General features: G+C 52.1%; 24 protein-coding genes and 1 pseudogene. 3 read left to right on the plus strand and 22 right to left on the minus strand.

Annotated features, from left to right (window positions below; genetic code table 11):
• Nucleotides 1-55: 55 nt before the first annotated feature.
• From LK536_RS53845 to LK536_RS53925, 17 genes are all read right to left on the minus strand, one after another.
• A complete protein-coding gene (locus LK536_RS53845) occupies nt 56-1,168 on the minus strand; it encodes a membrane dipeptidase (RefSeq protein ID WP_506092238.1) in 1,113 nt (370 codons plus the stop codon).
• On the minus strand, nt 1,155-2,822 hold the full coding sequence (locus LK536_RS53850) for a SulP family inorganic anion transporter (protein ID WP_474913509.1): 1,668 nt from the start codon (nt 2,820-2,822) through the stop codon (nt 1,155-1,157). The genes LK536_RS53845 and LK536_RS53850 overlap by 14 nt, the downstream gene beginning before the upstream one ends.
• Nucleotides 2,823-2,931: 109 nt before the next feature.
• The gene (locus LK536_RS53855) at nt 2,932-4,110 is read right to left on the minus strand and encodes an ABC transporter permease (protein ID WP_008716487.1); all 1,179 of its coding nucleotides are present in this window, start codon (nt 4,108-4,110) and stop codon (nt 2,932-2,934) included.
• Entirely contained in the window at nt 4,082-4,816 is a 735-nt protein-coding gene (locus LK536_RS53860) for an ABC transporter ATP-binding protein (protein ID WP_008716489.1), read from the minus strand. The genes LK536_RS53855 and LK536_RS53860 overlap by 29 nt, the downstream gene beginning before the upstream one ends.
• A gap of 80 nt (nt 4,817-4,896) precedes the next feature.
• Nucleotides 4,897-6,735 carry an efflux RND transporter periplasmic adaptor subunit gene (locus tag LK536_RS53865; RefSeq protein ID WP_130790096.1) on the minus strand — a complete coding sequence of 613 codons (1,839 nt, stop codon included), beginning with the start codon at nt 6,733-6,735 and terminating at the stop codon, nt 4,897-4,899.
• A 15-nt stretch (nt 6,736-6,750) separates the two neighbouring features.
• Nucleotides 6,751-7,917 carry an S-layer homology domain-containing protein gene (locus LK536_RS53870; RefSeq protein ID WP_008716497.1) on the minus strand — a complete coding sequence of 389 codons (1,167 nt, stop codon included), beginning with the start codon at nt 7,915-7,917 and terminating at the stop codon, nt 6,751-6,753.
• Nucleotides 7,918-8,914: 997 nt separating this feature from the next.
• Nucleotides 8,915-10,468, minus strand: coding sequence for a cardiolipin synthase (cls, locus tag LK536_RS53875; RefSeq protein ID WP_331472276.1), 1,554 nt, complete (start codon nt 10,466-10,468; stop codon nt 8,915-8,917).
• A gap of 251 nt (nt 10,469-10,719) precedes the next feature.
• A complete protein-coding gene (locus LK536_RS53880; RefSeq protein WP_120055748.1) occupies nt 10,720-11,154 on the minus strand; it encodes an RrF2 family transcriptional regulator in 435 nt (144 codons plus the stop codon).
• A gap of 109 nt (nt 11,155-11,263) precedes the next feature.
• Nucleotides 11,264-12,808 (minus strand): VanW family protein, encoded by a 1,545-nt coding sequence (locus LK536_RS53885; protein WP_227797040.1) that lies wholly within the window; start codon nt 12,806-12,808, stop codon nt 11,264-11,266.
• Between the two features lie 4 nt (nt 12,809-12,812).
• The gene (locus LK536_RS53890) at nt 12,813-14,273 is read right to left on the minus strand and encodes a redoxin family protein (protein WP_227797039.1); all 1,461 of its coding nucleotides are present in this window, start codon (nt 14,271-14,273) and stop codon (nt 12,813-12,815) included.
• A gap of 26 nt (nt 14,274-14,299) precedes the next feature.
• Nucleotides 14,300-15,664, minus strand: coding sequence for an FAD-dependent oxidoreductase (locus LK536_RS53895; protein ID WP_475394462.1), 1,365 nt, complete (start codon nt 15,662-15,664; stop codon nt 14,300-14,302).
• Between the two features lie 189 nt (nt 15,665-15,853).
• Nucleotides 15,854-17,590 carry a hypothetical protein gene (locus tag LK536_RS53900; RefSeq protein ID WP_227797036.1) on the minus strand — a complete coding sequence of 579 codons (1,737 nt, stop codon included), beginning with the start codon at nt 17,588-17,590 and terminating at the stop codon, nt 15,854-15,856.
• 207 nt (nt 17,591-17,797) lie between these two features.
• Nucleotides 17,798-18,703, minus strand: coding sequence for a cell wall anchor protein (locus LK536_RS53905; RefSeq protein ID WP_227797035.1), 906 nt, complete (start codon nt 18,701-18,703; stop codon nt 17,798-17,800).
• A 33-nt stretch (nt 18,704-18,736) separates the two neighbouring features.
• Nucleotides 18,737-19,111, minus strand: coding sequence for a hypothetical protein (locus tag LK536_RS53910; protein WP_227797032.1), 375 nt, complete (start codon nt 19,109-19,111; stop codon nt 18,737-18,739).
• Nucleotides 19,084-20,145, minus strand: coding sequence for an MFS transporter (locus LK536_RS53915; protein ID WP_227797031.1), 1,062 nt, complete (start codon nt 20,143-20,145; stop codon nt 19,084-19,086). Before LK536_RS53915 ends, LK536_RS53910 begins: the two co-directional genes overlap by 28 nt.
• Before the next feature lie 146 nt (nt 20,146-20,291).
• Nucleotides 20,292-21,074, minus strand: a complete 783-nt coding sequence (locus LK536_RS53920) for a nucleoside phosphorylase (RefSeq protein WP_227797029.1) — start codon at nt 21,072-21,074, stop codon at nt 20,292-20,294.
• A 1-nt stretch (nt 21,075) separates the two neighbouring features.
• Nucleotides 21,076-21,705, minus strand: a complete 630-nt coding sequence (locus LK536_RS53925) for a TetR family transcriptional regulator (RefSeq protein WP_506092239.1) — start codon at nt 21,703-21,705, stop codon at nt 21,076-21,078.
• A gap of 203 nt (nt 21,706-21,908) precedes the next feature.
• Between LK536_RS53925 and LK536_RS53930 the strand changes: the two genes are divergently transcribed.
• The 3 genes from LK536_RS53930 (at nt 21,909) to LK536_RS53940 (ending at nt 22,880) form a co-directional block, all read left to right on the plus strand.
• A complete protein-coding gene (locus LK536_RS53930) occupies nt 21,909-22,169 on the plus strand; it encodes a helix-turn-helix transcriptional regulator (RefSeq protein WP_008716520.1) in 261 nt (86 codons plus the stop codon).
• Nucleotides 22,144-22,605, plus strand: a complete 462-nt coding sequence (gene def, locus LK536_RS53935) for a peptide deformylase (protein ID WP_227797027.1) — start codon at nt 22,144-22,146, stop codon at nt 22,603-22,605. The genes LK536_RS53930 and def overlap by 26 nt, the downstream gene beginning before the upstream one ends.
• A 164-nt stretch (nt 22,606-22,769) precedes the next feature.
• Nucleotides 22,770-22,880 carry a DUF6783 domain-containing protein gene (locus tag LK536_RS53940; RefSeq protein ID WP_353656116.1) on the plus strand — a complete coding sequence of 37 codons (111 nt, stop codon included), beginning with the start codon at nt 22,770-22,772 and terminating at the stop codon, nt 22,878-22,880.
• Here the strand turns inward: LK536_RS53940 and LK536_RS53945 are convergent.
• From LK536_RS53945 to LK536_RS53965, 5 genes and pseudogenes are all read right to left on the minus strand, one after another.
• Nucleotides 22,839-22,943, minus strand: a pseudogene (locus LK536_RS53945) (DUF6783 domain-containing protein); the annotation flags it as partial. The gene LK536_RS53940 and the pseudogene LK536_RS53945 overlap by 42 nt on opposite strands.
• Nucleotides 22,944-23,023: 80 nt before the next feature.
• Entirely contained in the window at nt 23,024-24,304 is a 1,281-nt protein-coding gene (locus tag LK536_RS53950; protein ID WP_008716524.1) for an O-acetylhomoserine aminocarboxypropyltransferase/cysteine synthase family protein, read from the minus strand.
• A 21-nt stretch (nt 24,305-24,325) separates the two neighbouring features.
• Entirely contained in the window at nt 24,326-25,429 is a 1,104-nt protein-coding gene (locus tag LK536_RS53955) for a DUF362 domain-containing protein (RefSeq protein ID WP_008716526.1), read from the minus strand.
• 106 nt (nt 25,430-25,535) lie between these two features.
• Nucleotides 25,536-26,192, minus strand: coding sequence for an SdpI family protein (locus LK536_RS53960; protein ID WP_227797025.1), 657 nt, complete (start codon nt 26,190-26,192; stop codon nt 25,536-25,538).
• Nucleotides 26,176-26,460 (minus strand): autorepressor SdpR family transcription factor, encoded by a 285-nt coding sequence (locus LK536_RS53965; RefSeq protein ID WP_008716531.1) that lies wholly within the window; start codon nt 26,458-26,460, stop codon nt 26,176-26,178. The genes LK536_RS53960 and LK536_RS53965 overlap by 17 nt, the downstream gene beginning before the upstream one ends.
• Nucleotides 26,461-26,713: the final 253 nt, after the last annotated feature.

The raw sequence follows: 26,713 nt of genomic DNA on the forward strand, positions 1-26,713 counted from the left end.
AAATGCAAGTAAAATCCGCTCCATAGGAATGTAAAATCCGCGTAAATTTTTCAAATCAGAGGATTTCCCTGTAAACGCGAAGCACATTTTTGTAAAATACAGCCTCTATATCGGACTGGCTGAACCCTTCCCGCTTCATGGCATCCGCCAGCATGGGCACCATGGACGCGTCCTTCATCTCCAGTTCGCATTCAATGCCGTCAAAATCCGACCCCAGCCCAAGACAGCCGATTCCTCCCACCTTACGGATGTGCTTCATGTGTTCCACCATATAGGATATCCGGCTGACCATTGCCTCATCCTTACCAAAATCCCTTAAGAAACAGGTATAGTAATTGATTCCCATGACGCCGCCCCGGTTGGCCAGTTCCCGTATCATGTCATCGGTCATGTTCCTTGGATGGGAGGCCACTGCCCTTGCATTGGAATGGCTGGCCACAAACGGCTTCTTCGTATGCCTGAACACATCCCATATGCCTGCATCATTCAGATGGGATACATCTATGATCATGCCCAGGCGCTCCATCTCCTCCACAAACCCAATCCCGGTCCCGGTCAGGCCATTGGACCTGTCCGGCACCACACAGGTGGTCCCATCCTCACGCCGTTCCCTCTTGTTGGGGAATCCCAGTTCATTGGGGAAATTCCAGGTCAGGGTCATCATCCTGACACCCAGACGGTAGAAATCGCGCAGGAACTTAAGGCTGCCCTGGCATACGCCGCCCTCCTCGATGGTCAGTAAGGCCGACATCTTCCCCTTCTTCCAGTTGTCCTCAATATCCCGGTAGGACCGCACGATGCCAATCATGTCACTGTGCGCCTCCATCTCCGTATAAAATGTATCCAGAAGGCCCATGCAGTATTCAAATGGTTTTCCCTCCGCCCGTTCCAGGCTGGTGAACAGGGCAAAATTCTGGAGTCCGTAATCCCCTGCCTGCATTTTCTTAAGGTCTATCATCAGGCTGTTCTCCAGTATGGAGGCGCTGCCTCCCTTCAGATGGTCCTTATGTAATTCAGATATGGTATCACAGTGCATGTCGATGACTTTCATCCTATATCCTCTTTTCACGTTTTCGTATTGACAATCTATTCCCGGCAGCATGGGTTCATGCCCGTGGGCATGGCTTCTTTCCATCTGCCCGGTCATTTCCAGTCTATACTGATCCACTGCTCCTGTCAATGGCAGAGGCGCGCAGAAGGGCCGCATCTATGGAGGCGCAGATATTATCATGTCCGATTTCCCGGTCAAAGCCCGACTTGGCCATGACGGACATGGGCTGTTCATTGACATGGGACAGGATCATGGTCACATGCGCTTTCCTGCAGCGCCCATTAAGCTTCTTCAGGCTGTTGAGGGCCGTGGCATCCATGGCCGGAACGCTGCGCATCCTGAGTATCAGCACATTCTTCCTGGAATCAAGGGGTATCTGGGCAATCTTGTCCGCCGCGCCAAAGAACATGGGGCCGCTGACCTCGAATACCATCACATGCGCGGGGACCGGCTTTAAGTCAATCCGCTCCCCGTCCTCCCCTTCCCTGTAATCCTCCGCATACTTCCATCCATAGATATCGGACACGTCCGCCATCCGTTTCATGAACAGCAGGGAGGCCAGCACAAGCCCCACGCCGATGGCCAGCACAAGGTCAAAGACCACGGTCAGGAAAAATGTGATTAACAGCACTGCCGCGTCACTTTTAGGCGAGGTTTTCACCACATCAATGAATTCCCTCCACTCGCTCATATTATATGCAACCATGAAGAGGATGGCGGCAATGGCGGGCATGGGAATCAGGGCCGCATAGGGCATCAGGAAGATAAGCACCAGAAGCAGTACCACGGAATGGACCATGCCGGCCACCGGTGTGCGGCCCCCGTTCTTGATATTGGCAGCCGTCCTGGCAATGGCCCCTGTTGCCGGGATCCCGCCAAATAAAGCGGATGCAGCATTGCCTGCGCCCTGGGCAATAAGCTCCATATTGGAGTTGTGCTTTCCTCCCACCATGCCGTCAGCCACCACGCAGGATAAAAGGGATTCAATGGCAGCCAGCACGGCAATGGTCAGGGCATCCGGCATCACCTTCTGAATCAGGCCAAATGTAATATGGGGCATATGGAACACCGGCAGGCTGGAGGATATGGTATACAGGTCCCCAATGGTATTCACCTTCAGGTCCAGCCCCTTCACAAGGGCCGCCGCCGCAATGACGGCCACAAGGGACGGGGGAATCTTTTTGACAAATCTGGGCCATATGATGAGAATTGCCAGGGACAGTGCGCCTATGAGCACTGCCATGGGGTTTAAGGTATCCATGCATGCAAGGACTTCCCTGAGTTTTTCCATTGTCTCCACCGGGGAATGTAAAAAGGTAATCCCCATGAAGTCCTTAATCTGGCCGATGAAAATGGTAACGGCTATGCCTGTTGTGAATCCGGTCGTGATGGTATACGGTATGAACCGTATCAGGCTCCCCAGGCGCAGTACGCCCATGACAATCAGCAGGATGCCGGCCAGTATGGTGGCGACAGCCAGGCCTTCCATGCCGTTTTTCAGGACAATCCCGGCCACGATGGTCGCAAATGCAGCGGTGGGGCCTGCAATCTGGACCTTGCTGCCTCCTAAAAAGGAGATGATGAAGCCAGCCACAATGGCAGTATAAAGGCCCTGCTCCGGCGTCACGCCCGAAGCAAGGGCCAGGGCGATGGACAATGGCAGCGCAATGATTGCCACGATGATGCCTGATATCACATCTGCTGTGAATTGCTTGCTGGAATACTGTTTCATGGACAGAAACAGCTGTGGTGTTAAATCTTTCATACTCATTTCCCTATCCTTTGTTAAATATAAAATTTTCATAAACAATTTAACTATATATGGAAATGGGTGGTTCCTTCAAGACCTTTGCGCAATGTTTCTCATCTAATACAAAATCCTACTCGCTCCTGAGGGCATCAATGGGATTTAAGTTAGCTGCCCGGTTAGCAGGCATATAACCGAACAGCAGCCCGATCCCCACCGACACGCTGAAGGATATGATGACGGCTGCCGGCGTGGGCGTTGCCGATATCCCCACGGCCGTCCCCACCAGGGTGGTTGCAACGCAGCCAATCAGGATTCCCACCACGCCCCCCAGGGAACTGGTCACGGCAGCTTCTATGACAAACTGGCGCATGATGGTGCCTTTGTCAGCGCCCAGGGACTTCCTTATGCCGATTTCCCTGGTGCGCTCCGTGACAGACACCAGCATGATATTCATGACGCCCACGCCGGCCACCAGCAGGGAAATGCCTGCAATCCCGCCCAGCATGCCGCTCATCATGGCAATCTGGTCATTGAGGGAATCCAGCATCTCGCTCATGGCGGTCACACGGTACAGGTCATCGTCCTTGAATATCCCATAGAGATAGTTTTCAATGGCAGTCTTGCACTCATTTGCCTTGGTGGTGTCCAGGGCCGTAAAGGTATAGTTGCTGATATTGGCGTTCCTGGACATCTTGACGGCAACACTGTAAGGCAGCCATATGAAGTCATCGGTTCCCCCGTCTTCCATGCCATCCTCTTCCTGGGCTTCCACCACGCCTACAATCTTAAACGCATACCCATCTATCTTTATGGTTTCATCAAGGGCCTTCTCACTGCTGCCGTAAAGTTCCTGGGCAACATATGCCCCAATGACACAGACCTTCTGCCTGGATGCAATATCCGCATAGGAAATATTGCGCCCTAACTTAAGGTCGTAGTCCTTGATATCCAGATACTGTTCACTGCGGCCCGCCACGCTGGTGCTGGACATGGTGTCGGTCCCGTGCTTGACCGTGGAATTAAGGGTCACGTTGGGGCTCAGCCCGCCGAACAGATCCGTGTTGTCCTCGTAAAACCCATACATCTGGTCCACGCTTAAGGACCTGGAGCTTAAGTTGGTCACATTCACGTTAATCTGGTTCACGCCCATGCTGGCAAAGCTCTCCACCACGCTGCCCATGTAGCCGTTGACCAGGCTTACCAGGATGATGACAGCCGCAACACCGATGATGATGCCCAGCATGGTAAGGAAAGAACGCATCTTGTTGCCCCATATACTTTTAATTGCCAGCTTGAATGATTGCAGCATAGTCTTTCACATCCCCATCAAAATTAATCTGTCCATCTGTAATGCGCACCACGCGCCTTGCTTCCATTGCAATGGAATTGTCATGGGTAATCATGACAATGGTATTGCCCTCTTCATTTAACTGTTTCAGGAAATTAAGCACATCCCGGCTGGTTTTGGAGTCCAGCGCGCCTGTAGGCTCATCCGCCAGGATCAAGGACGGGCTTCCCGCCAGGGCGCGTGCAATGGAAACCCTTTGCTGCTGGCCGCCGGAAAGCTGGTTTGGCATGTTCCTCCATTTTTCCTCCAATCCCACCTTTTTAAGGGATGCCATGGCCCGTTCACGGCGCTCGCCGCTCCCCACCCCGGCATACAACAGGGGAAGCTCCACATTCTCCAGAAGGTTCAGTTTGGGAAGAAGGTTATACTGCTGGAAAATGAATCCAATCATCTTGTTGCGTATATGGGCCAGCTGCCTGTCGCTCATGACGCCCACGTCCTCGCCTCCCAGCAGGTATTCGCCATCCGTAGGCACATCCAGCGCGCCTATTATATTCATCAGGGTGGATTTCCCGCTTCCCGACTTTCCCACGATGGCCACGAACTCGCCCCTGTGTATGGTCAGGTTGATATCATCGTTGGCCCGCACTTCCTCGCCGCCCAGATAATATATCTTATGGATATTCCTAAGTTCAATTAACGGTCCGTCCTGCTGCCTGTCATCCATGTAAATCCGGCTCCTTATCATTTTTCTCAGATAGATTCATTATTGTTTCTCCAGCCGCCACAAGGTAACCGGATAGCATTTTATCTGGCTCCGCCCATACCGCCGCTGCGGCTGCTTCCTCCGCCATTACTCCGGTTTCCGCCGCCTGACGGGCCGCCCATGCCTCCGCCCATGCCGCCTTCCCGCATCATCATGAAGCTGCTGCCGCTGTTCTTGCTGGACTCGGCCACATAGACCACATCCCCTTCTGAAAGCCCGCTCCTGATTTCCACATAGGAATCATTGGTAAGCCCGGTTTCCACCTTCACCGCCCGGAACCCGGCCGGAACCGGACCCTGCTGCTCCGTCACGGTCTCATCCTTTACATAGACCTGGTTTCCGCGCATCAGGGCATCCACCGGAACCGTAAGCACATCCGAAGCTTCTTCAAGGGTAATGATCCCATCCACATTCATACCTGGAATCAAATCGCCCATCTCATCCATTGTCACGGTCACCGGGTAGGTGCTGACGCCGTTGGAATACGTACTTTCCAGGCTTACATTGGTAACGGTGCCTGAAAATGTCTGCCCCTCCATGGCATCCGCCGTAATGACCACCTTCTGCCCCACCTTCACCTTCTGGATATCCAGCTCATCAATGGACATCTCAAAGGTCAGGCTGGACAAATCATAAATGGTGGCCAGGACCGTTGTGCTCGAACTGTTCTTTGTGATATTGTCCCCCACCTTGAAGTTCTTGGCAATGACCTGTCCGGATATGGGTGCTGTTATGGTATAGTTATCATAATTATCCTGGCTGCTGTCCAGTTTGTTCTGTGCCGATTCCACGCTTTCCTCTGCCTTGTCCAGTGCATCCTTGTAACTGCGCATCAGCTTATCCGCTGACTTTTCCGTCATCCTGAACAGGGGGGTCCCCTTTGTCACATAGTCCCCTTCGTTCACCAGAAGGGCCTCAACCTCCACACTGGTGGACAGGTCCGCGTTCATGGTGGTGTCCACGGACGCCTCAAATGCGCCGTCCTCACTGCCCACAAATTCCCCAATCTGCGCCGTGGCCTTCATCGTAGTGGTAAGACCGCCCGGATTGGTTACAGTGATGGTCACATTCCTTACGATACGTCCCCCGGTCAGGGTAATATCCTGGTTTGCAACCGCCTTGACCACGCCTGCCAGCTGCTCCCCCGTATCAGTCAGGGTGAGAACGGCTGGCGAACCAGGTCCAATGAGGGCTGCCTCGCCGGACAGGAAGGGAATCCTGATTTCCATCACATCGTCGCTATAGACATCCGCAAGCTTGGTGCTGCCGCCCACCTTATCGCCCACGTGTATGTATAACTCCTTAATATAGCCCGTGTCCGTGGCCTTGTATGTATTGCCGCTGTAATCACTGAGCGCATCCTCATAATCTTCCCTGGCATCCTCATAGGAGGTCTGTGCCCTGGTCAGGGAATTGGTGGCGCTGGTCAGTTCCGATTCCATGCTGGACTTATCAATCTCATAAAGGACCTGGTCCTTTTCCACCTGGTCCCCTTCCTCAAAATCAGCGGAAAGCACCTCGCCTTCCACCATGGAAGTAATGTTATAGGTATCCTTTGCCGCCAGTGTGCCGGAGGATGACAGTTCCGAGGAAATGCTCCTCTTTTCCACAACCGCCGTATTCTGCGTCTGGGCGCCGGCCGCTGCCGCCGATGCCTTCATGCTGCGCCGCACCAGGATGACCGTTATGGCGGCCCCAATCAGAAGGAGCACCAGGACCGGCTTCAGCCATTTCCGCTTCTTCCCTTTGGATTTCCCTGCTTTCTTACCGGTTTTGTCCCGGCCTCCTTCATTGTCACTTCCTGTATGATCCCGGCCCTTTTTTCCGGGAAACGGTATCTGTCCCGCTAAATGCGCCAGGCCCTTTTTCTTCTCTTCCATCCTGCACCTCAACCATTAATATTCGATTGCGTCTACTGCCGTATAAGTGGAACCGCTCTTATTGCACACCATCACAACCTCATCCCCCACCTCGATGGAGCCATAGATGGAGAACAGGTACTGAAGCTCAGAGGAATCCAGGTTAATGGTCAGGTATCCGTTCTCATCCACGGAAGCATCATCAAAATCACCGTCCGAATTGTCCTCGTCGATTTCCAGACGGATGGAAGTGGGTGTCATCACATCCGTTGACTTATAATATATGTTCTTGACCTCTCCCTTTAAAAGTGCATACGCATTATTCCCCTCCAGGTCATCCTCGTCCCAGCCCCTGGTGGTATAAGCCCATATGGTCTTTGACTTCACATTATAGTAAATAACCGCAAATCCCGCCTCCTGCTGGGATGACTTCACATTCGCCAGTGTGCTGGCCACACCGTTAAGGAACACATTGGCATTATCAGTGTCAAAGGGTACGGACTGTGCCACACTGAAGCCCTTGCGCACCAGGATCGGTCCTTTGCGCTCGTCATCCAGGATGGTGATGGGATTGATTTCCCCATCTGAATTCAGTTCACAGTCAAGGACCGCGCCATATATCTCATTGCTATCCTTTTTTTTGGTCTTCAGCAGGTTATAGAATATGTTCATGCAGTCCGTCTGGTTCAACACCTCCTCCGGCTGCCGGCTCACCTCTTCATTAAGCTCCAGGTAATTGAACTTGGAAATGCGCGAAGACGCCAGATCCCCGGTAAAATCCTCATCCGTATACCCCAGCATGGTCAGGGCCGCCTTCACAGCATCCCTGTAGGTTATGTACTCACCGGGCTTAAACAGCCCGCCCAGGAATCCGCTCATCCATCCCTGGGATGCGGCAATCCTGATATAAACCGCATTGGGATCCGTTGACGGGACATCCGCAAACACAGAGACATTGGAAACCGGAAGGTTCTCACGGTAACTGGAAGCATGGACCAGCATCCTCGCAAACTCCCCCCTGGTGACCTGTTCCGTATAATCCGTCACGTTCAGGATTCCGGTCAGGCTGACCACCTGCTTACGCATGTCAAAATTAGCAGATGATGTATTGGCCATCACTGTGATAGGTGCTGCCTGGGTAAATGCAGTGATAAATGCAAGTGAACCGCCAAGATACCGGCAGGCTGTGCATCGTCTGTTCATAGTTTTATTGCTCCTCTCAGATTAGTGGAATGGATTATTTTCTCATACTTTATCATTAGAATGTGTTTATTTTGTGATGGGGTGGACTTTTTTTAAGGGCAGAAGGGCGGGGGTGGTTCCGTCCGTGAGTGGAATGGGGATGGGGGCTGCGGATACGGCTGCGGGACTAGTGGCTCTAAGGCTGAGGAAAACGGCGCTGGACAAGAGGCTGGCTGCCGAACTCGCGCTTTGGTATCACCAGCCATCTGGATGTTGGGCTCAGACAAGGGCGCCAGCCTCTTAGCACCGTTTCCCTCAGCCTAAGACCCACACGTCCCTGTAGATGCATCCACAGCCCCCATCCCCATTCCACTCACCCGCTACGTTTTTCCTTCGCTTCTGCATCGCTTAAATCTGCGCCGGGGAATTGTGCCGCAAACCCAGGGAGGATCCTTTAGTGAAATGACATGTGCATTAAAGGTGTGGTATGATTTGACGTAATGACAGTTTCTTTATATGTTGTACATAGAAAAAAGGGGGGATATGGGTACTTAGAACTGACAGACTTTGCCAATACCCAAAAAACAATCCTACTTCCGGAGCGGGTGTTTTTTCGTACGTCATGGCTGGAATTACCAGTCCGGGGAGCGGGCCAGGGTGGGCCTTGTGTCTGGGGGCGGGCGGCGGCGGGGAGGCCTTCGGGCATTGGCGGTCCGGGCGCATAGTGGAGGAGGGTGCAGCTTCTTAGGTCCTGGCAGTATAAAAGATGGGGGTGGACGAATGCATCAAAGCATAAGTCCAAGGTGCTCTGAGCTGAGAAAGTCCTTCAGGATTTCTCAGCGAATAGCACCGGTCCCCCATCTTTTATACTGTCAGGGCCTTAGAAGCTGCCCCTCCGGAACTTGGCGCCCGGACCGCCAATGCCCGAAGGCCTCCCCGGCACCGTCCGCCCCCGGGCACAAGGCCCACCCTGGCCAGTTCCCCGGACGTCCCCCATGAAAAAAAACACCCGCTCCTCTCACATCAACGGAGCAACCAGCCGCATCAGGCGCCCCAGTTTCTTACCGCCCCAGCTATAATCCCTGCAATTCTCCATAGTAATCCGGCTGCATTTGCGCAGGGTATCCTGATAATCCTTTTCCACATCCAGTACCACAGGGTTCCGGTATATATATGTGGCGCATTCAAAATGCAGGTACAGGCTTCTGAAATCCAGGTTAATGGTCCCTACCACCGCCTTCTCATCATCGCTGACAAATACCTTGGCGTGTACGAACCCCGGCGTATATTCGTATATCTTCACCCCGGCCTCAATCAGTTCAGGATAATAGGTCCTTGCCAGAAGATACGCATACTTCTTATCCGGGATATGGGGCATGATGATGGTCACGTCAATGCCGCTCTTCGCAGCATAGCAGAGCGCATTTTCCATCTCGTCATCCAGTATCAGGTAAGGCGTCATGATATGGACGTAATTCTTGGCCTGGTTCAGGATATCCAGATAGACCCTCTCCCCAACCTGTTCACGGTCCATGGGGCTGTCCCCATAGGGAAGGACGAATCCGCCTGTCTCCCCTTCGCCCGTTTCTGCAGCGCCTCTGGGCAGTACATAGCGGCCAAAGTCATCCTGTTCCCTCTCCGTCACGTTCCACATCTGCAGGAACATCATGGTGAAACTGTTGACCGCGTCCCCTTTAAGCATCACGGCCGTATCCTTCCAATGGCCGAACCTCACCTTCCTGTTAATGTACTCATCCGCCAGGTTCACACCGCCTGTGAATGCGGTCTGACCGTCAATCACGACAATCTTGCGGTGGTCACGGTTATTCTGGTAGGTGGACAGGGTCGGCCTGATGGGGGAGAACATCTTGCACCTGATTCCTTTGCCCTCCAGTACCCTGGGGTACCGATACGGCAGCAGCATCAGGCAGCACATCCCGTCATACATGACGCGGACCTCCACGCCTTCCTTTACCTTTTCTTCCAGGATTTCCAGGATACTGTCCCACATATATCCCCGCTCCACAATAAAATACTCCATGAAGATGAAATGCCTGGCAGCCCTCAGCTCACGCTTCAGGGCCTCGAATTTATCCTCTCCCAGAGGAAAATACTCCACGGAGGTATTTTCATATACAGGATATCCCGCATAATCCTTCATATAATCAATCAGATGGCTGCTCCTCTGGCTGGACCTCCTGATTTTCTCCTGTACCGCCATGTCCTGATTCAGATAGGGCGCCGTGGACTTTATGGTACTCCTGAGACGCCTGGCCAGAAGCTTGGTCTGAAACTGCATCTGGACAAAGATATAAAGCAGCACCCCGAATACCGGGATTACCAGTACCGGTACAATCCACGCCATCTTAAAGCTGGAATTGATAGGTTCATTGAAAATATATATGATGACACCTGCGCTGAGCAGGATGGATACCGCATATATGATATGGACATAATCCTCCAGCCATCTGAACACCCCAAACAGGATACCCAGCTGTATGGCCATGAACAGGATTACAAATGCCGTCCGCCCAAATATGATCCTGAATAATCCCCGCAGTTTTTTCATCATCCACTCACTCCTCTTATGTCTTTTCCGATTTTCCTATTATCTCATGACTTGGCCTGTTTTGCAAGCCGTCCGCCCTATGCGGGGAAATGCGGTCCCTTATACTACCGAACATTATTTCCAAGTCTGTCTCATTCAGCAGCCGCAGCTTCACGGACCCGGCTTCTGCGGATCATAAGCCTTTTCATACCGGTAGCGGATTCCATTCCCAACCTGTTCCTGAAAAATATAAAGGCGCTGCGGCCTGGCCGGAATTACCCGGTCATCACCGCTGCGCCTTTCCCAAATATCCTTTGGTCTAAATCAGCTATTGTTACGTGACTCAGCCGCTCCCTACAGCAACGGTCCAAATCACCATATAATTCATCCATCACTCCGGCCATGCCTGAGGCAATCATGCAGCTCATATGAGGATCCCCGCTTTTCCATGACACTGTCACAAACGGGGTGTCAAGGGCCTCCGCCACCATGGACAGGGTTATCTCCCGGCTGTCCCGGTGGAACAGGTAGCCGCCGTCCACGCCCTCCTTTGTCTTCACTAAGTCAGCCTTTTTAAGCTTTGCCATGACTTTGCGGATTCTCGCTGCATTGGTACAGACGTTTTCTGCCAATCCCTCACTGGAATATACCTGGGCCTTATGGTTGAGAAAAACCAATGCATGGACTGCAATTGTAAATTCGCTTGTCACTTTATCACTACTCCCCTTTCACATCAAAACATCTGGTACATCTTTGTAAATAATACCATTAATTCCAGAAAAATGCACTGGTTTTTTCCATATTCCAGAGAATATTTCATCATTCCCCACTGCCCGGTCCGGCCAGGTTAAGGTCCGGCACTCCCTGGGCCGGCATGCTCTGGATTACAATCTCCTGGCTTTCCGCTGGAAGCCCGGTCCCGTCCTGAGTCTCATTTCCCTGGGCCACGGCGCCCTGGTCTGCGTTCTCCTGTCCTGATGTCTCCTCAGGGGGCACTGCGGCGGAATTCCGCTGTATCTTTGCAGCCTTTGCCTTATACGTGCTGGTGTGCAGCGCTGTCTCTTCCAGCAGCTCACCATTCTTCTTTATCTGGCGGTATGTCTTCCACACAGAACCTGGCTGTGCCTGTTCGATTATCCGCTCCTCCCCGTAAGCCAGTTCAGGATTCTCCTCATATAACGGCTCCGGCGGCTCCAGGTCTTTAACCTTCTCTGAACGCATGGATATGGTTTTTCCGTCCTCCAGTACCGGCAGTCCCACAATTGACAGCTTCAGTTTGTTATCTGCAAACGCTGCCCTCAGTCCGATGGATGTGCTGCCTGTATTGACAAACCGAAGGTCCGGGCCTGCGTAGCCGTCAAAGCTGACCATGGCATCCTGCCCCTTTTCAATATAGCTGGGGGCAAAGCTGTGGAAATTGCGTTCCGTGGTCTTAAAACCCGACTGGATGATTGCGTGGTACAGGGTGGTGGAAACCTGGCATACGCCTCCGCCCGGCTCCTCAATCAGCACCCCGTTCCGGTACGCGCCCGCTGGCTGGTATCCCTTATCACTGGTACGGTTCCCGGTTGCCATGTTAAATGAAAACTCCTCACCCGGTTTTAGCACAAGCCCGTCAATGGCGTCCGCTGCCAGGCGGATGTTCTGGTTCCTGTTCTTATTGCTGGTGGTAGTGGTGGAAAATGTACCTATGACCTTATACTGCTCCTTTGCCTGGGCCTTTGTCCTTACCGGGGCAACCGACAGGAACGACGCCTGTACCGTCGCATCGGGCCGGGCCTTCTCCTGCCCGTTTCCTTCTTCCTGTCCTCTGCCCTGTGCATTTTCCTGCTTCCAGGCCCTGACTGCCTGGAACAATTCCTCTGCCAGCCTGCCTTCATCCAGCGCCCGCCCATACACCTCATCTGAATAAAGGTACGTGCCTGTATCCTTATCAAATGCTTCCATCTGGGAATCTACCGGATCCCGGTTCCATTTTGCGGCAATCCGGGAAGCTTCTTTTTCCAGGGATTCCCTTATAAGCGCATCATCCTTTTCCTGATACCATCTGGCCGGAATCTCAATCATTTCCGTATCATTAACATCCACCACCTGGATACTCCACTCCTGTGGGCCCTGTTCCTGTTCCATGCCGTCCCCGGCACTGCTGTTCCTGTCATCGGCCAGGCTCCTTGCTGCAACGGAACCGGAGGACGGCATCTTCACGCTTACCTGTGCATTCTCTGCCGTCTTCTCCTTTCCCGTCCTCAATTCCACGATTCCGTATATTACAGCGGCAGCTGCCAGCGCTGACAATAACCAAGTCTTGCGCCACATATGTCTTATTCTTTTGTTACGGTTCCTTCTGCCCCTGCCTCTTTTCATGTCTTTAACTCCGCTTTCCTTCCATTGTCTGTTTGATTATGCTTTTCATCATATCTTCACTCAGCTGTCCGCTGGCATATCCGAATACATTTCCATCCTTGTCAATCATGAACGTGGTCGGATAGGAAAATACACCGTAGTTCATGAAGATATCGCCTGTGGTATCCATCAGCACAGGGTAGGTATATCCGTGTTCATTCAGGAAATCCTTAATCCCTTCCTCAGAGCGCTCGCTTCCCATTCCCGGAGCGGCGATTCCCAGTACAACCAGGGCGTCATCCCCTTCTGTGTCATAGGTTTCATATAATTTCTGGATATCCGGCATCTCAGCGCGGCACGGCGGACACCAGGTTGCCCAGAAGTTAAGGAACACTGTCTTTCCTTTGTAATCCGACAGGGTGTGGGTATTCCCATACTGGTCCGTCAGGGTGAAATCAATGGCCGGAAGCGTCTGCTCATCTGCGGCGCCGTCAGATGCCGTTTCATTATCCTGTCCGGCTCCCTGGTTTTCCGCCGCTGTCCCGTCCTGTCCTGTCCCTGTATCGTCAGAGGACCTCCCTGCTGAACCTGCATCTGCAGCGCTGGTAGCAGCTTCTGCTTCCTGCATGCTTTCATCTGCAGCGCCGGTACCAGCTTCTGCTTCCTGCATGCCTTCGTCCGCAGCACCCTTTTCCCGGGAATCATCACCGCCATTGCCTCCGGCTGTTTTATCAGCTGATGTGCTAAAAGGCGCCTGGAATGTGGAAAGGTATCCGGTCACGGCATTCATCCTGCCTGTGAACATCAGAAGTCCCATGATCAGCATCAGGACGCCTCCCGCCTTAACCGTGTACTTCACCACATTCACATGTGTCTTAAAGAACTCCAGAAGCGTGGTCGTGAACAGCCCCACTGCCAGGAACGGAAGGACGAAACCGATGGTATACACACCAATCAGTCCAAAAGCCATTGCCTTGGTGCTTGCGGAGGCTGCCATCAGCAGCACGCTGGCCAGGGCCGGACCCACGCATGGCGTCCATGCAAAGCTGAAGGTAAATCCCATGAGCAGGGCCGTGAACGGCGACATTGCCAGGGCATCCAGCTTAAACGGCAGCCTCCGCTCCCTGCCCAACACCTGGGAGGTTCCGAAAAATCCCAGCTGGTACAGTCCGAAGAGCACCACCAGGATACCGCCGATCCTGGCAAACATCAGCTGGTTGCTCTTAAAGAAGCTTCCCATGGCTGAAAAGCCGAATCCCAGCAGGAAAAACGCAAAGCTTACGCCAATCACAAAACACAGGGTGTGGAGCATGACCTTTTTCCGCTCATAGTGGATGCGTCCGTCCTCCCCGCGTTTTCCGGTGCCGCCTGACAGATACCCGATATACAGGGGTAAAAGCGGAAGCACGCATGGTGAGAAGAAACTGACCAGGCCCTGAAGGAATACGGTCAGGACAGGTACGCTTATATCTAATGAAAATCCCATAAAGTAATCTCCTTATATATGAATGTTTAAACTGCAAATAAATCGTTGAATGCCTCGCTCATGGTCGGATGTGTATAGATGGTATCCCGTAGGACGGTGTAGGGTACCTTTGCATCCATGGCCAGTTTAATCATATTGATAAGCTCATAGGACTCTTCACAGAACAGATGGGCCCCCAGGATCAATCCGGTCTCCTCATCAATCACTGCCTTCAAAAGTCCGGCCGGCTGTTCCAGGACCTGGGCCTTGGGGATGGCCGCCGCTGCCAGCTTTGCCACCTTTACCTTGTACCCTGCTTCCAATGCCTCCTTCTCACTCATGCCCACCCTTGAAAATGGAGGATCCAGGAACACACTGTAGGGCACCGCGCCCCTCTTCTTCAAATCGTAGCTTCCATCTCCCAGGACACTGGATTTCACAATCCTGAAATCATCCAGGGAAATGTATGTAAACTGGAGTCCGCCCCTCACATCGCCCATTGCGTATATATGAGGCGCCGTGGTCCTAAGTGAATCATCGGTAATGATGCCGCCCCTGGCATTGACCTCAACGCCCGCGGCTTTGAGATTCAGGTCCTTTGTGTTTGGCCTGCGCCCTGTGGCCACCAGCACTGCGTCCGCTTCCAGTTCCACCAGGCCGTCCCTGCCCTCCAGGTCCACGATTGCCTTTCCTCCGCCCTGGCGCACGGCCTTTGTCCTGACTCCGGTCAGTACACGGATACCTCTTGCCTCCAGTGACTTTTTCACTTCCCCTGCAATCTCAGCATCTTCCCTTGGCAGGAAAATATCCCCATCCTGAAGTATGGTCACTTCGGAGCCAAAACTTGCATAAATGGAGGAAAATTCTACTCCAATATATCCGCCGCCTATGATAACCAGTTTTTCAGGCAGTTCCCTGCGGCTTAGAAGCCCTTCACTCGTATATACATAAGGGTTATCCTTCAGGCCTTCAATGGGCGGTACAAAGGCGCTGGAACCGGTATTGATGAAAATCATCTTCCCTTCTACCTCATACCGTTCCCCGCCGTTCACCACCTCCACCACATGGGGTGATACAAAACTGGCTGTGCCATCCAGGACCGTGATATTCGGATTGCTGTCCAGCTTGTCATAATTCTTTTTCCTAAGCTTTGCTGTCAGGCTGTCCTTCTGCGCCATGGCTTCCCTGTATGCATCTGCCTTATCTTTAAAATCCCCTCCTCTTGCCATGGTTAGACCGGCGCGATATACCAGTGACTTGGTAGGAATGCATCCCACGTTAATACATGTGCCGCCGTACATCATGGAGGAACGTTCAATCAGCGCAACCTTCCTGCCTGCCGCTCCAAGGGCTCCTGCCATTGTCTTGCCGCCTTTGCCAAATCCTATTATAACTGCATCATACTGATTCATTCTCTCCATCATTCTTTTTCTCCTTTGTAGTGTAATCGTATTTGTTACAGTTCTTACTGTAACTATACATGATACAGTTATCTTTGTCAAGCATATTATCAAAAAAATCCAAATGCTTCTGCCGGACGGAAAAAGCCTGGGGAATATCCCCAGACTTTCCATCTATACAGGTCATACCGCTTCCATCCATCATGGTTCTTCTATCTGGACCGGAACCAGGTATTCCTGTTTCCAGTCATACATCACCCCGCTTATCTCCAGTTCCACCACGGACTCCCCCTCACTGCAGCTCACTTCATAACCCTTAAGCCCTGAGCTTCCCATATTTCCCCCGTCCGTTCCAGCCCCTTCATAAACCGGCCTTGCCATTACGGAGCCTGGGTATGACGCCGGGTTTTCTACCGCCCTGTGCATGTTAAGCCTTATAAACTTCCTGGAACTGTCCTTCATCCTGACCTCCGCCCCCACGAACACAAAAGGCCCTTCCTCATCTGCTCCCCAGACATTCCCAAGGACCGGCTCCTCCGACTTCCTGGCGCTGGTAAATTTCACCGTACATCCTCCCAGCTCAATCACGGCATCCATATCCGAACCCCCGTCCCTTATGGGAACTGACAGGCGCTCCGGCTCCCCGGTATAAATCATATTGACAGAGTCAAACCCAAGCCATATCCTTCCACCCCTGGCCGATGGCGCCAGGTCGTAGGAAACAGTCTGCCCCTGCTTTCCCTTAGGTATCCCGCTTATGTAATCCCAGGAGTCATTGGCGCTGTGTCCACTGTCCCTCAGCCGTCCTTTTCCTTCCATGTCCCCATTCTCATAACTGAGTCCCGAAATAACGGGATACATGATATAACCTTGTTCCGGGTACGTATAATAGGTTATGTCCAGGCCATCGTCCGCCCATTGCCCTTTTGCCAGGATTCCCATCCCTTCCTGGAATACAATCCCCGGTATATCTTCTACCGCCGGATACTCCCTGGCTTTCACGAACGCGAAAGATAATGTCTGCTCAAATCCTGGTACATGAAGTTCATACGTCCCCTCAGGAGTCAACGTATCAAGGACTTGATTTTCCGTGAAATAATCCCAGTACATGGTTATGTATCCTTCTGTCCCATAAGTCCCGTATACAATGGAACCGGTGCGTTTGGTGGCCGTAATCCTGCCTCCCGGGATTCCGGCGCCTTCAATATAGTCTGTCATGGATTCCGTTGTCCGGTCATAGAAGCCATGCCCCAGCCCGGTCCGGTCCAGGAATCCGCTCCTGCCGTACACCCCGCCCTCATAATCCAGGACAAAATAAGGCTTCTTCCATTTTACCGGTCTGCCCTCTTCCTGAAGCTTACGGTTCTCATCTTCCTCTTTAAGAAGTACCTTTACCTCATCATCCGGTATGACCGTGACTGAATAATCCTCCACCTTCACACGGTAATACCATTTACCATCCTGGTAGGTCACGGACTCAAGCCATGCCTTGGCTCCCTGCGTGCTTATGGGCTGCTGTCCCGGCTCCGCATAATAAACAGGAGGCTTTCCAGGCGCGCAGATACCATGTCCCTCTACAAACTGGACTCCGCTTACATGCATTGGTTCCAAAGAATCCGCCCCATCTGCTTCCGGCTGGCCTTCACCGGCTTTAGCATGGCCCTCATCAGCTTGGGCCTGGCCTTCCTTGTTCTCCGTACGTGAAACCATACCCTCTTCAGATGCAGTCCCGGCCATCTGTCCGGAAGGACTGCCTCCCCGGGCATTCCCCATATCCGCCCCTTGTCCGCAGCCGCCTAAAAACACTGCCAGCAGTATGATTCCAGCCACAGGGAACCTCCTCCATCCATGCTGATTGCTGTCCGTATGCCGGGGACATGCCCATCCATATCTCAATCTGCACCTGTTTTCAAACATATATCCAATATCCTGCCTCATGGCCTTCCTCCTTTCCTGCAGCCTTCCCCATCTCTATTATCAACGGCCCTTACTGCCCTGTTTGACCGACATACTGTTTTATCAATGGTCCTTCCTGCCCTGCTTGACTGACATACTGTTTTATCAATGGTCCTTACTGCCCTGCTTGACTGACATACTGTTTTATCAATGGTCCTTACTGCCCTGCTTGACCGACATACTGTTTTATCAATGATCCTTACTGCCCTGCTTGACCGACATACTGTAAATCACTGCGCCTGTCACCACGATGACAAGCACAATCATCCCTCCCACAACCGCAGGCAGCGGTATCTTATCCTGTCCTGTCCTGGGAAGCCCGGCCAGGTCAGACCGGTTCATGGCTGGAACCAGCTTTGGGGGTTGTATCCCCATTGCTTTGGGATGTTCCTCCCCGGGATTGCTGATATTCACCCAGAAGTCCTTATATCCGTAATAATAGGCGGAGTGTCCCCACAGATTTCCGTCCTCATCCTCATATGTCTTATCAAATTCCATCTTCCCTTCCAGGGAATCCACCTTACCGTACCATTCCCCGGAGCCGGGATACTCCCAAAGATAAATCACACCATTATCCGGAATGGACACCTGAGGCATATCCTCTTCACCTGTTTTTTTAATCCCAGCCTGATGTTCCTCTGCAAAGCTCAGGCCATCGTAAACCGCCACAAGGCTGTCCATATCAATCCAGCCGACCGTGGCGGCGTCATCGTCCCAGCTGTAGTCCTCCACAGGCCGGCCGTCTCCGTCCATCTTATATTGGACCAGTCCCCAGGTATCCGTGATACCCCTGCCATAAGACATGGACACATAGAATATTTCCCCATTGGAAATGTAGTCCAGCACGTTCCGGCTTCCAGGCTCCTTCACCACAGACACGTATCCCTTAGGACCATTGGCATAATACCGGCGTCCCACATAATCACAGGCATTGTAATTCTTTTCATAAAATGAATCCTCCGGCGTCCAGATCACATCCGCCCATGCAGTTGCGGCGTACATCCCGCACAGGCAGAATGCCAGGATAGCCGCGCGTATGGCAGTTCTCCCAAAAATTACAGCCCGCATCATTCCTTTCCTTCTTTCTCCATCCATCACAATATACCTCCCTAATTTAGTCAAGTCACCTTATATCAGCATGGCCAATATGGTTCCCATCATAAAAGAAAACAGGTTGGCCCCGGCCGAGAACAGCCATGGATGCCTTATGCCACGTCCGGCTGCCCGATAACACAGGCCTTCCGCCGCAACCGCCGCCATCTCCAGGAGTACCGTGACCAGAATCCGGTTCCAGCCCACATATATTATATTTACATAATATAAAAACACCACCGCCGGGTTCGTCAGGACATTCACAAGTCCAACCAGCGCCATATCCCATCTGTTCCTGACTCCCAGCATCCAGCCAAACGTCCCTTCCAGCACAACGGTAAGCCCCAGGGACACTGCCAGTGCCGGAATCATCCAGGTTCCCATCATTCCCTCACCTGCCTTATCCCCCATGTCAAAAGCACCATGGACAGGATGGCCATCACAGCCATACCAACCGGGGAGGCAGCCGCCTCAGCAGCTCCTCCGGTCCGTATTCCGGCTCCCGCCAGATATACGGGGCAGAATCCCAGAAACAGCCCAAAGGTCAGGAGACCGAACCCAAACCCCTTTGCGCTTGGGAACATCCTGGAAACCGCCCACAGGGTAAGAGGCATGGACATATTCCAGCAGAATACCCCAAGGATTCCCGTCAAGGGATACATCAGGCAGATGAATCCGGCCGCTGCCGCGCACATGGAACGCTGCGCGGCCTGCGCCACCCCAATGCGGTCTGCAAGGAACCCGCCTGCCATTTTACCCAGGACCACCGCACAGACCAGGAACCAGGCGCTTCCGGCCAGCTCCTCCTTCCATGGGAAGTCCTGTACCATTCCGGAATAAGAACGCAGTATGACCACTCCCAGGAAGCATATCACTGCCGCCAGCCGGGGAAAGGTCAGATTCCCATAGGAAACCGGCCCATTGCCCGACCGCCTCCATATCCCCTGCCTTCCTGCCATGGCATGGATGGCCGCGGCAGACACAGCCAGCGCCAATGCCAGGACAATGCCCACCCACATGGTTCTGCCCGTAAGCCCGTTTCCTCCCCTGCCAATGCTGCTTCCCAGTGCAATCCCCAGTGCCCCCGGGGCCACGAATACTCCCAGCAATGCCGCCCTGTCCCCGCTGCGGTTCAGCACATCGATGCCGCCTCCCACATGGAAACATGCATTTCCGGCTCCTGCAATGACACATGCCATGGCCGGCATCCCTGCCATGGCCATGACCAGGCCGCAGAGCACGCCCCCGCAGCCGCCTGCGGCAACCAGGCTGTTCCGGTCCAGCCGGTCAGCCCAGGCCCCGATGGGCATCTGCAAGGCAAATGCACAGAAATTGTAGGCCAACAGCCAGATATACCAGTGTTCCCCTCCCGCTACAAAGGCGTACATCAGGAAGGCGCAGGATAAATCCACTGCCATATGTGCCAGCGCATAGATTCCGGTCATGATTCCCCTCCGTTTTCATATTCTTACCTTCATTCTACCACGGCAGGAAAAAGGATACTTTACGTTTTTCCTAATATTTCCCTACAGGTTATGGCCCAGGGTGTGTTTGAAAATTGCTTTCCGTCAGCTGTACGGCCCAGGCCCCCTTACAGCCGCAAAGCAGCCTCAAGGGCCAAAGCCATATACTTATCCGCGCTTCCCAATCCATAATCCGTCAGGTCCCGGGGCTGCCATACATCGTTATCCAGGCAGTCGGCGCCATAGAAAAACTGTGCAAACCTGACCCCCCTGAAACGGGCGGCAGCCAGAAGCGCGGAATACTCCATATCAGTACCGATGCAGCCTGCCTCCCTGCGTTCCCTCACAAGGTCCTGTGTCTCCCTGTATATGGCATCATTGGTCCACATCTTTCCCAACACAACAGGGCAGCCGCACCTCATCAGGCAGTCCTTTAACAGCGCGGTCGTCCCTTCATCCGCCTCAATCTCCGCGCTGGGAGGAAGATAGTGGTAGCTGGTGCCCTCGTCCCTCACGGCTCCGGTGGGAACAATCAGGCTTTTTCCAACCTTCTCCTCATTAAGGATGCCGCAGGAGCCAAAAAACACGAATTTCCTGGCTCCCATTGCGATTACCTCCTCCAGGCCGCAGACACAGGCAGGCGCACCTACCAGCGAAAGATAAAGCCCAAACTCCCTGCCCCCATATGTAATCCTATACACCGGGTTGGCCCCATTGGCGGTATATAATACTGCTATGGCCTCCGTCTGCTCCATTGCCGCATAACGCTGGATGATTGTCCTGGAAAATGTAGACACACACGTCTCCGGGAAACCGGGAACCGGCTTTATTAAATCGGATGGATGGATCATTGCCTGTGAATCCCCAAGCCCATCCGGTTGTGCACTGTTTCTGTAAAATACGGTTTTCATCTTATATTTCCTCCTTCTTCCCATGTGCCCCAATCAGCATTTCCTTAATCTGCCCTGTAATCCTCCGGGGGATTGCCCTGTCAACCGGCATCAGTCTGCTGTACATCCTTACCCCCTGGTATGAAAAGACAATCACATCAAATACAGCCTCCGGTTCCACTGCCCTGAATTCCCCAGTCCCAATCCCATATTCAATCAGCCCCACCCACATCTTTTTAGAAGCAAGGTATTGCTGCATGATGGAATGGCTGCATCCTGCCGCCGGGGGATTGCTGAAAAACTCATAGATGGCAAGGCTCAGGGAACTGCCGCTGTCCATCATCTCTTCTTCATACCGGCAAAGGACTTCCTCCAATATCATTGCAGCAGGTACCTTTGCCTGCACCTTTCCTGCAAATTCATCCTCCTGGCTTGCCATAAGATACGTGATGATTTCCTGGAAAATCTGTCCCGTACTTTCATAATGACGGTACAGGCCGCCCCTGCTAAGCCCGGTTTCCATACAGATATCCTGCATCGTCACATCCTTATATCCCTTTTTTGCAAACAGCCCGTAGGCGGCCCGGCATATAAGCTGCTTTGTTTTCTCTCCCTTGATTCCCATCTTTTTCCTCACATATCCATGATTCATTCTTTTTTTGCGACATCAGTGTCTCTTTATATTATGCGACATCAATGTCGCAATGTCAAGCACTTATATTACCATCTAAAAAACGTAAACCAGCATACAGGCTATCCATTACCATTCTTTTCAAGTCCAAAATGTAAGGTTGACATTACTAAAATAAATGTCTATACTAGAGTAAGGTTAACATTACAGAAAGGAGCATATCATTGAAAAACAGAATTAAGGAACTGCGGGAAGAAAGAGGATTGACGCAGGAACAGTTAGGCCAGATGGTTGGTACATCAAGGCAGGCAATCAACGCCATAGAAACAGAAAAATTCGAACCGTCCATATGGCTTGCTTATGATATATCGCAGGTGTTCAACTGTTCCATCGAGGAAGTGTTTTTATTTGAGGATAGTACGCGCAAAACAAGGGCTGACAGCAGCAGGAGGGATAACAATGGCGATAAGAAACATCCGGTATGACAATGATCCGATTCTGAGGAAAAGATGTAAGGAAGTTAAAACGGTGGACGATAAAATCAGACTGCTTCTTGATGATATGGCAGAAACCCTGCATCATACTGAAAACGGGGCTGCATTGGCAGCCAATCAAGTCGGAATCTTAAAACGCCTGGTTGTGATAGATTACTGTGATTACCATCTCAAATTAGTAAATCCACAAATCATAGGGTATAGCGGCGTTCAGGAATGCATTGAAGGATGTCTTAGTTTCCCAAACCGCTTTGTGAAAACAATCCGTCCGCAAAAAGTCACAATCCAATCGCTGGATGAAAATGGTAAAGAGATTATCGTTACGGGAGAAAATGAAATGGCAAAATGCTTTTGTCATGAGTTAGAACATTTAGATGGAATCATTTTTTTAGATAAAGCCATAGAAGAGGTAAGACTGGAACCATGATCCAGGTAAGACATTAACATACACGGAACGACAGGATGGGATGCGGGAACCGATTAAGGGGATACTGCGTCTTTTACGCGGAACCAAAACAGGTGGGAAAGCTAATTCCAGCCGCCGGCATCCGTCACTGCCGGTACGGCTGGAATCAGTACACTTCTGTTTACATGCATCCCCTGGCTAGAGCGTGTTTGAAAATTGCTTTCCGTCGGCTGTGCGTCCCACTTTGTGGGAGATTTGGTCCCGATGATGGAGGCGTAGCGGGCTACGCTGACTGAATCGGGGCCAAATATACCGCGAAGTGGGGCGTGCTTTGTCCTAAGGGGGTACCTATGGTGGATTCCTTAGGGCAGACGGCGGGAATGAATTTTCAAACACGCTCTAAGGCACCCGCCGTGCCCAGCCATGTCACAGGCCCGTCTTAATCCTCCAGTGCCTGTCTGATATCCTCGATGATATCTGCCGCATCCTCAATCCCGCAGCTGAAGCGGATCATGGACGGATCCACCCCTGCTTCCACCAGCTGCTCATCATTCAGCTGCCTGTGGGTATGGCTGGCCGGATGGAGGACAGCTGTCCTGGAATCAGCCACATGTGTCTCAATGGAACACATTTTCAGCTTATCCATAAACTCAGCCGCAGCCTTGCGGCCGCCCTTTAAGCCAAAGGAAATAACACCGCAGGTTCCCTCCGGCATATACTTCCTGGCCAGTTCATAATACCTGTCTCCGGGAAGGCCGGGATAATTCACCCAGGCCACATCCTCCCTGGCCTGAAGGTACTGCGCCACCCTCATGGCATTTTCACAGTGCTTGGGCATCCGCAGGTGAAGGGTCTCCAGCCCCACATTGATAAGGAATGCGTTCTGCGGGGACTGGATGGAACCCAGGTCGCGCATCAGCTGGGCTGTTGCCTTCATGATATAGGCCATCCTGCCAAACTGCTTTGTATATACAACGCCGTGGTAGGAATCATCCGGTTCCGTCAGACCTTTATACTTGTCATGCTGGGCCTCCCAGTCAAAATTACCGCTGTCCACGATGCAGCCGCCAACGGTCATGGCATGGCCGTCCATGTACTTGGTGGTGCTGTGGATTACAATATCAGCCCCCCACTCAATGGGACGGCAGTTAATGGGAGTTGCAAAGGTATTGTCCACCACCAGCGGAACGCCGTGGCTGTGGGCCAGACGGGCAAACTTCTCAATATCCAGCACGGTCAGGGCAGGATTGGCGATTGTCTCAGCAAATACCACCTTTGTATTGGGGCGGAATGCCTTTTTCAGTTCCTCCTCGTCCGCATCCGGGTTCACCAGGGTGCACTCCACTCCCATCTTGGGGAATGTTACCGTGAACAGGTTGCTGGTGCCGCCATATATGGTGGAGGAGCTTACAATATGGTCCCCTGCCTGGCATATGTTCAGGATGGCATAGAAAGATGCCGCCTGCCCTGAGGAGGTCAGCATGGCGCCTGCCCCTCCCTCCAGTTCACAGATTTTGGCTGCAACCGCATCATTGGTGGGGTTGGCAAGACGGGTATAGAAATATCCGTTCTCCTCCAGGTCAAACAGACGCCCCATCTGCTCGCTGGTTGTGTACTTGAATGTGGTACTTTGATAAATAGGCAGCTGTCTTGGCCCGCCGTTTTCCGGCTGCCAGCCTCCCTGGATACAGATTGTGTCTAATGAACGTTTCCTGCTCATGCCCTTTATGTCCTCCTTAAGTTAAATCGTGATTAGATTATATTCCTTATTGCCCAGCCCCAGCTTCACGGCATGGTCGATGCAGCTCTTCCAGTTCGTATCCGGATGGGTGTCCGTAAAATGGTCGTGATGGCAATGCTCCTTCTCGGAAAGCAGGCTTCCCGGCAGCACCGGCTGACGGTTCACGGCATCCGCACAGGCCACATCCAGGGCAACCGGGTCAAAGGAAGCAAACATTCCCACATTCGGCACGATAGGGGCGTCATTTTCCGCATGACAGTCACAGTATGGTGACACATCCACAACCAGGCTTACATGGAAGTTCGGTCTGTCCTTGAGGACAGCCAGGCTGTACTCTGCTATCTTACAGTTCAGGATGTCGTTGGCCTCATCACCAAGGGTATCCACGGCATCCACTGGACATGCGCCGATACAGCGTCCGCAGCCCACGCACTTCTTCACATCAATGGAAGCCTTGCGGTCCGTGATGGTAATGGCGCTGTGGGCACAGTTCTTCTGACAGGAACCGCAGCCCACGCACATATCCGTATGTACATATGGCTTTCCGGCATTGTGCATCTCCATCTTTCCTGCGCGGGAACCGCAGCCCATTCCCAGGTTCTTTAAGGCACCGCCAAAACCGGTTGCCTCATGCCCCTTAAAATGGCTCAGGGAAATGACAATATCCGCATCCATGATGGCACGCCCGATTTTGGCTTCCTTAACATATTCCCCGTCAATGGGTACCAGCACGTCATCGGTTCCCTTAAGCCCGTCCGCAATGATCATGTGGCAGCCCGTGGTAAAAGGATTATACCCATTCTCATATGCAGCATCCAGATGGTCCAGGGCATTCTTCCTGCGGCCCACATACAGGGTGTTGCAGTCCGTAAGGAATACCCTGCCGTTTTGTGCCTTAATCAGGTCCACCAGCACCTTGGAATAATTAGGCCGAAGATAAGCCAGGTTGCCCGGCTCGCCAAAATGAATCTTTATGGCCGTATACTTGTTGTTGAAATCAATATCCATCATACCGGCCTTCTTAACCAGTCTCTCCAGCTTCTGCAGGAGATTTTCCTGTAACGTGGTTCTCATATTGGTGTAATATACATTTGAAACTGCCATGATGTCCTCCTTTGGAATCGTTATTTTGTTATTATACTTCAAAGATTCCATATATTCAATCCTGAAACAGCAAAAAAAGCCCCGCGATACCGCAAGGGCTTAAACATCATGAACCGCTGTTTTTCTTTCTGTATAGCAGATAGGAATACACCGAAGGAATCAGGACCATTGTCAGAAATATGGTAAAATACAATTTGGACAGGTTGAAGAAGCCAAGTATCATCATCAGGAAGCCCCCTGCCATCCACACATATCCGGCCAGCCTGTGCGTCCTGTTCCAATTGTCCTCATCTGCCAGTGTCCAGGGAAGCTTAATGCCCAGGGAATAATTCTGTCTGCATTTGGGCAGGTAATTGCCCAGGGCCACAAAAAGGAATGCAATGGGTACGCTGATTACCGTCCCCACATTAAAAGATAGGCCAATGCCTGAGAGGATGGTAATGACCTGCACCAGTACGGCAATGATTACCACAAACCAGCGTGTTATCTGCTTTAACTCCTTAGAACGGCTGATATTCTCCCGTTTGGGGTCAATCCTGTAGAGGACATTGACCAGAACCGCCATGAAAAACATGAAGGCGGGAATACCGAAGGCGGCCATGTTCCTGCTGGAATATCCGTTCACCACATTGTCTGCTCCCCAATGGGTGGGGACCTGGTCCGGCAGCCTGCTGTAAAAGATAAGTGATATGAGGAATGGCACAACAGCCAGTATCCAGTATAAAATGTCCCAGAATGTCAGTTTTTTATTTGTCTTCTTCATGATTGTCAGCCTCCATTAATGTCTGTATCCAGGAGAGCACTTCCTGAAACACAGTGGTATTCAGTTCATAATAGATATATTTGCCTGATTTGCGGTCCTCTATCAGTCCGGCCTGCCTGAGTATGGTCAGATGATGGGAAACCGTTGCACCGCTTGTGTCAAAATGTCCGCCAATCTCCCCGGCTGTCATGCTCCCCTGCTTTAACAGGGCTAGGATTTCACGGCGTGTAGGGTCTGAAAGGGCTTTAAACGTGTCGCCAAAAGACATAAGACAGGCCTCCTTCCATTATATGTGGTACGCTATAGGCGGTATGTGGTACGCATGGTAACCATGTCAAGGTTATCCGCGGTTATCATTTAGATATTTATCTAAACGTCTAAATGTATTTTAGCAAAGAATATCCCCTATGTCAATAAGAAACATGCTCTTTCCCAGATATTTGCAAAAAGAGGGTGTCGCAAAATCATCAAAATAGATGATTGAGCGGCACCTTCGCTCTATATATAGAAAAAATCAGGAG

The organism is Clostridium pacaense, from assembly GCF_020709765.2.
Lineage (GTDB): Bacteria > Bacillota > Clostridia > Lachnospirales > Lachnospiraceae > Enterocloster > Enterocloster hominis.

Excerpts from the sequence above, each read along its gene's own strand:
- LK536_RS53910 (WP_227797032.1), bottom strand. The coding sequence starts at position 19,111 with ATGGGGGATAAGGCAGGTGAGGGAATGATGGGAACCTGGATGATTCCG.
- LK536_RS53925 (WP_506092239.1), bottom strand. The coding sequence starts at position 21,705 with ATGAATCATGGATATGTGAGGAAAAAGATGGGAATCAAGGGAGAGAAA.
- cls (WP_331472276.1), bottom strand. The coding sequence starts at position 10,468 with ATGATGAAAAAACTGCGGGGATTATTCAGGATCATATTTGGGCGGACG.
- LK536_RS53950 (WP_008716524.1), bottom strand. The coding sequence starts at position 24,304 with ATGAGCAGGAAACGTTCATTAGACACAATCTGTATCCAGGGAGGCTGG.
- LK536_RS53855 (WP_008716487.1), bottom strand. The coding sequence starts at position 4,110 with ATGCTGCAATCATTCAAGCTGGCAATTAAAAGTATATGGGGCAACAAG.
- LK536_RS53850 (WP_474913509.1), bottom strand. The coding sequence starts at position 2,822 with ATGAGTATGAAAGATTTAACACCACAGCTGTTTCTGTCCATGAAACAG.
- LK536_RS53900 (WP_227797036.1), bottom strand. The coding sequence starts at position 17,590 with ATGAGGCAGGATATTGGATATATGTTTGAAAACAGGTGCAGATTGAGA.
- LK536_RS53955 (WP_008716526.1), bottom strand. The coding sequence starts at position 25,429 with ATGGCAGTTTCAAATGTATATTACACCAATATGAGAACCACGTTACAG.
- LK536_RS53905 (WP_227797035.1), bottom strand. The coding sequence starts at position 18,703 with ATGGATGGAGAAAGAAGGAAAGGAATGATGCGGGCTGTAATTTTTGGG.
- LK536_RS53920 (WP_227797029.1), bottom strand. The coding sequence starts at position 21,074 with ATGAAAACCGTATTTTACAGAAACAGTGCACAACCGGATGGGCTTGGG.
- def (WP_227797027.1), top strand. The coding sequence starts at position 22,144 with ATGGCGATAAGAAACATCCGGTATGACAATGATCCGATTCTGAGGAAA.
- LK536_RS53865 (WP_130790096.1), bottom strand. The coding sequence starts at position 6,735 with ATGGAAGAGAAGAAAAAGGGCCTGGCGCATTTAGCGGGACAGATACCG.
- LK536_RS53885 (WP_227797040.1), bottom strand. The coding sequence starts at position 12,808 with ATGAAAAGAGGCAGGGGCAGAAGGAACCGTAACAAAAGAATAAGACAT.
- LK536_RS53895 (WP_475394462.1), bottom strand. The coding sequence starts at position 15,664 with ATGAATCAGTATGATGCAGTTATAATAGGATTTGGCAAAGGCGGCAAG.
- LK536_RS53860 (WP_008716489.1), bottom strand. The coding sequence starts at position 4,816 with ATGGATGACAGGCAGCAGGACGGACCGTTAATTGAACTTAGGAATATC.
- LK536_RS53870 (WP_008716497.1), bottom strand. The coding sequence starts at position 7,917 with ATGAACAGACGATGCACAGCCTGCCGGTATCTTGGCGGTTCACTTGCA.
- LK536_RS53915 (WP_227797031.1), bottom strand. The coding sequence starts at position 20,145 with ATGACCGGAATCTATGCGCTGGCACATATGGCAGTGGATTTATCCTGC.
- LK536_RS53965 (WP_008716531.1), bottom strand. The coding sequence starts at position 26,460 with ATGTCTTTTGGCGACACGTTTAAAGCCCTTTCAGACCCTACACGCCGT.
- LK536_RS53960 (WP_227797025.1), bottom strand. The coding sequence starts at position 26,192 with ATGAAGAAGACAAATAAAAAACTGACATTCTGGGACATTTTATACTGG.
- LK536_RS53940 (WP_353656116.1), top strand. The coding sequence starts at position 22,770 with ATGCATCCCCTGGCTAGAGCGTGTTTGAAAATTGCTTTCCGTCGGCTG.
- LK536_RS53890 (WP_227797039.1), bottom strand. The coding sequence starts at position 14,273 with ATGGGATTTTCATTAGATATAAGCGTACCTGTCCTGACCGTATTCCTT.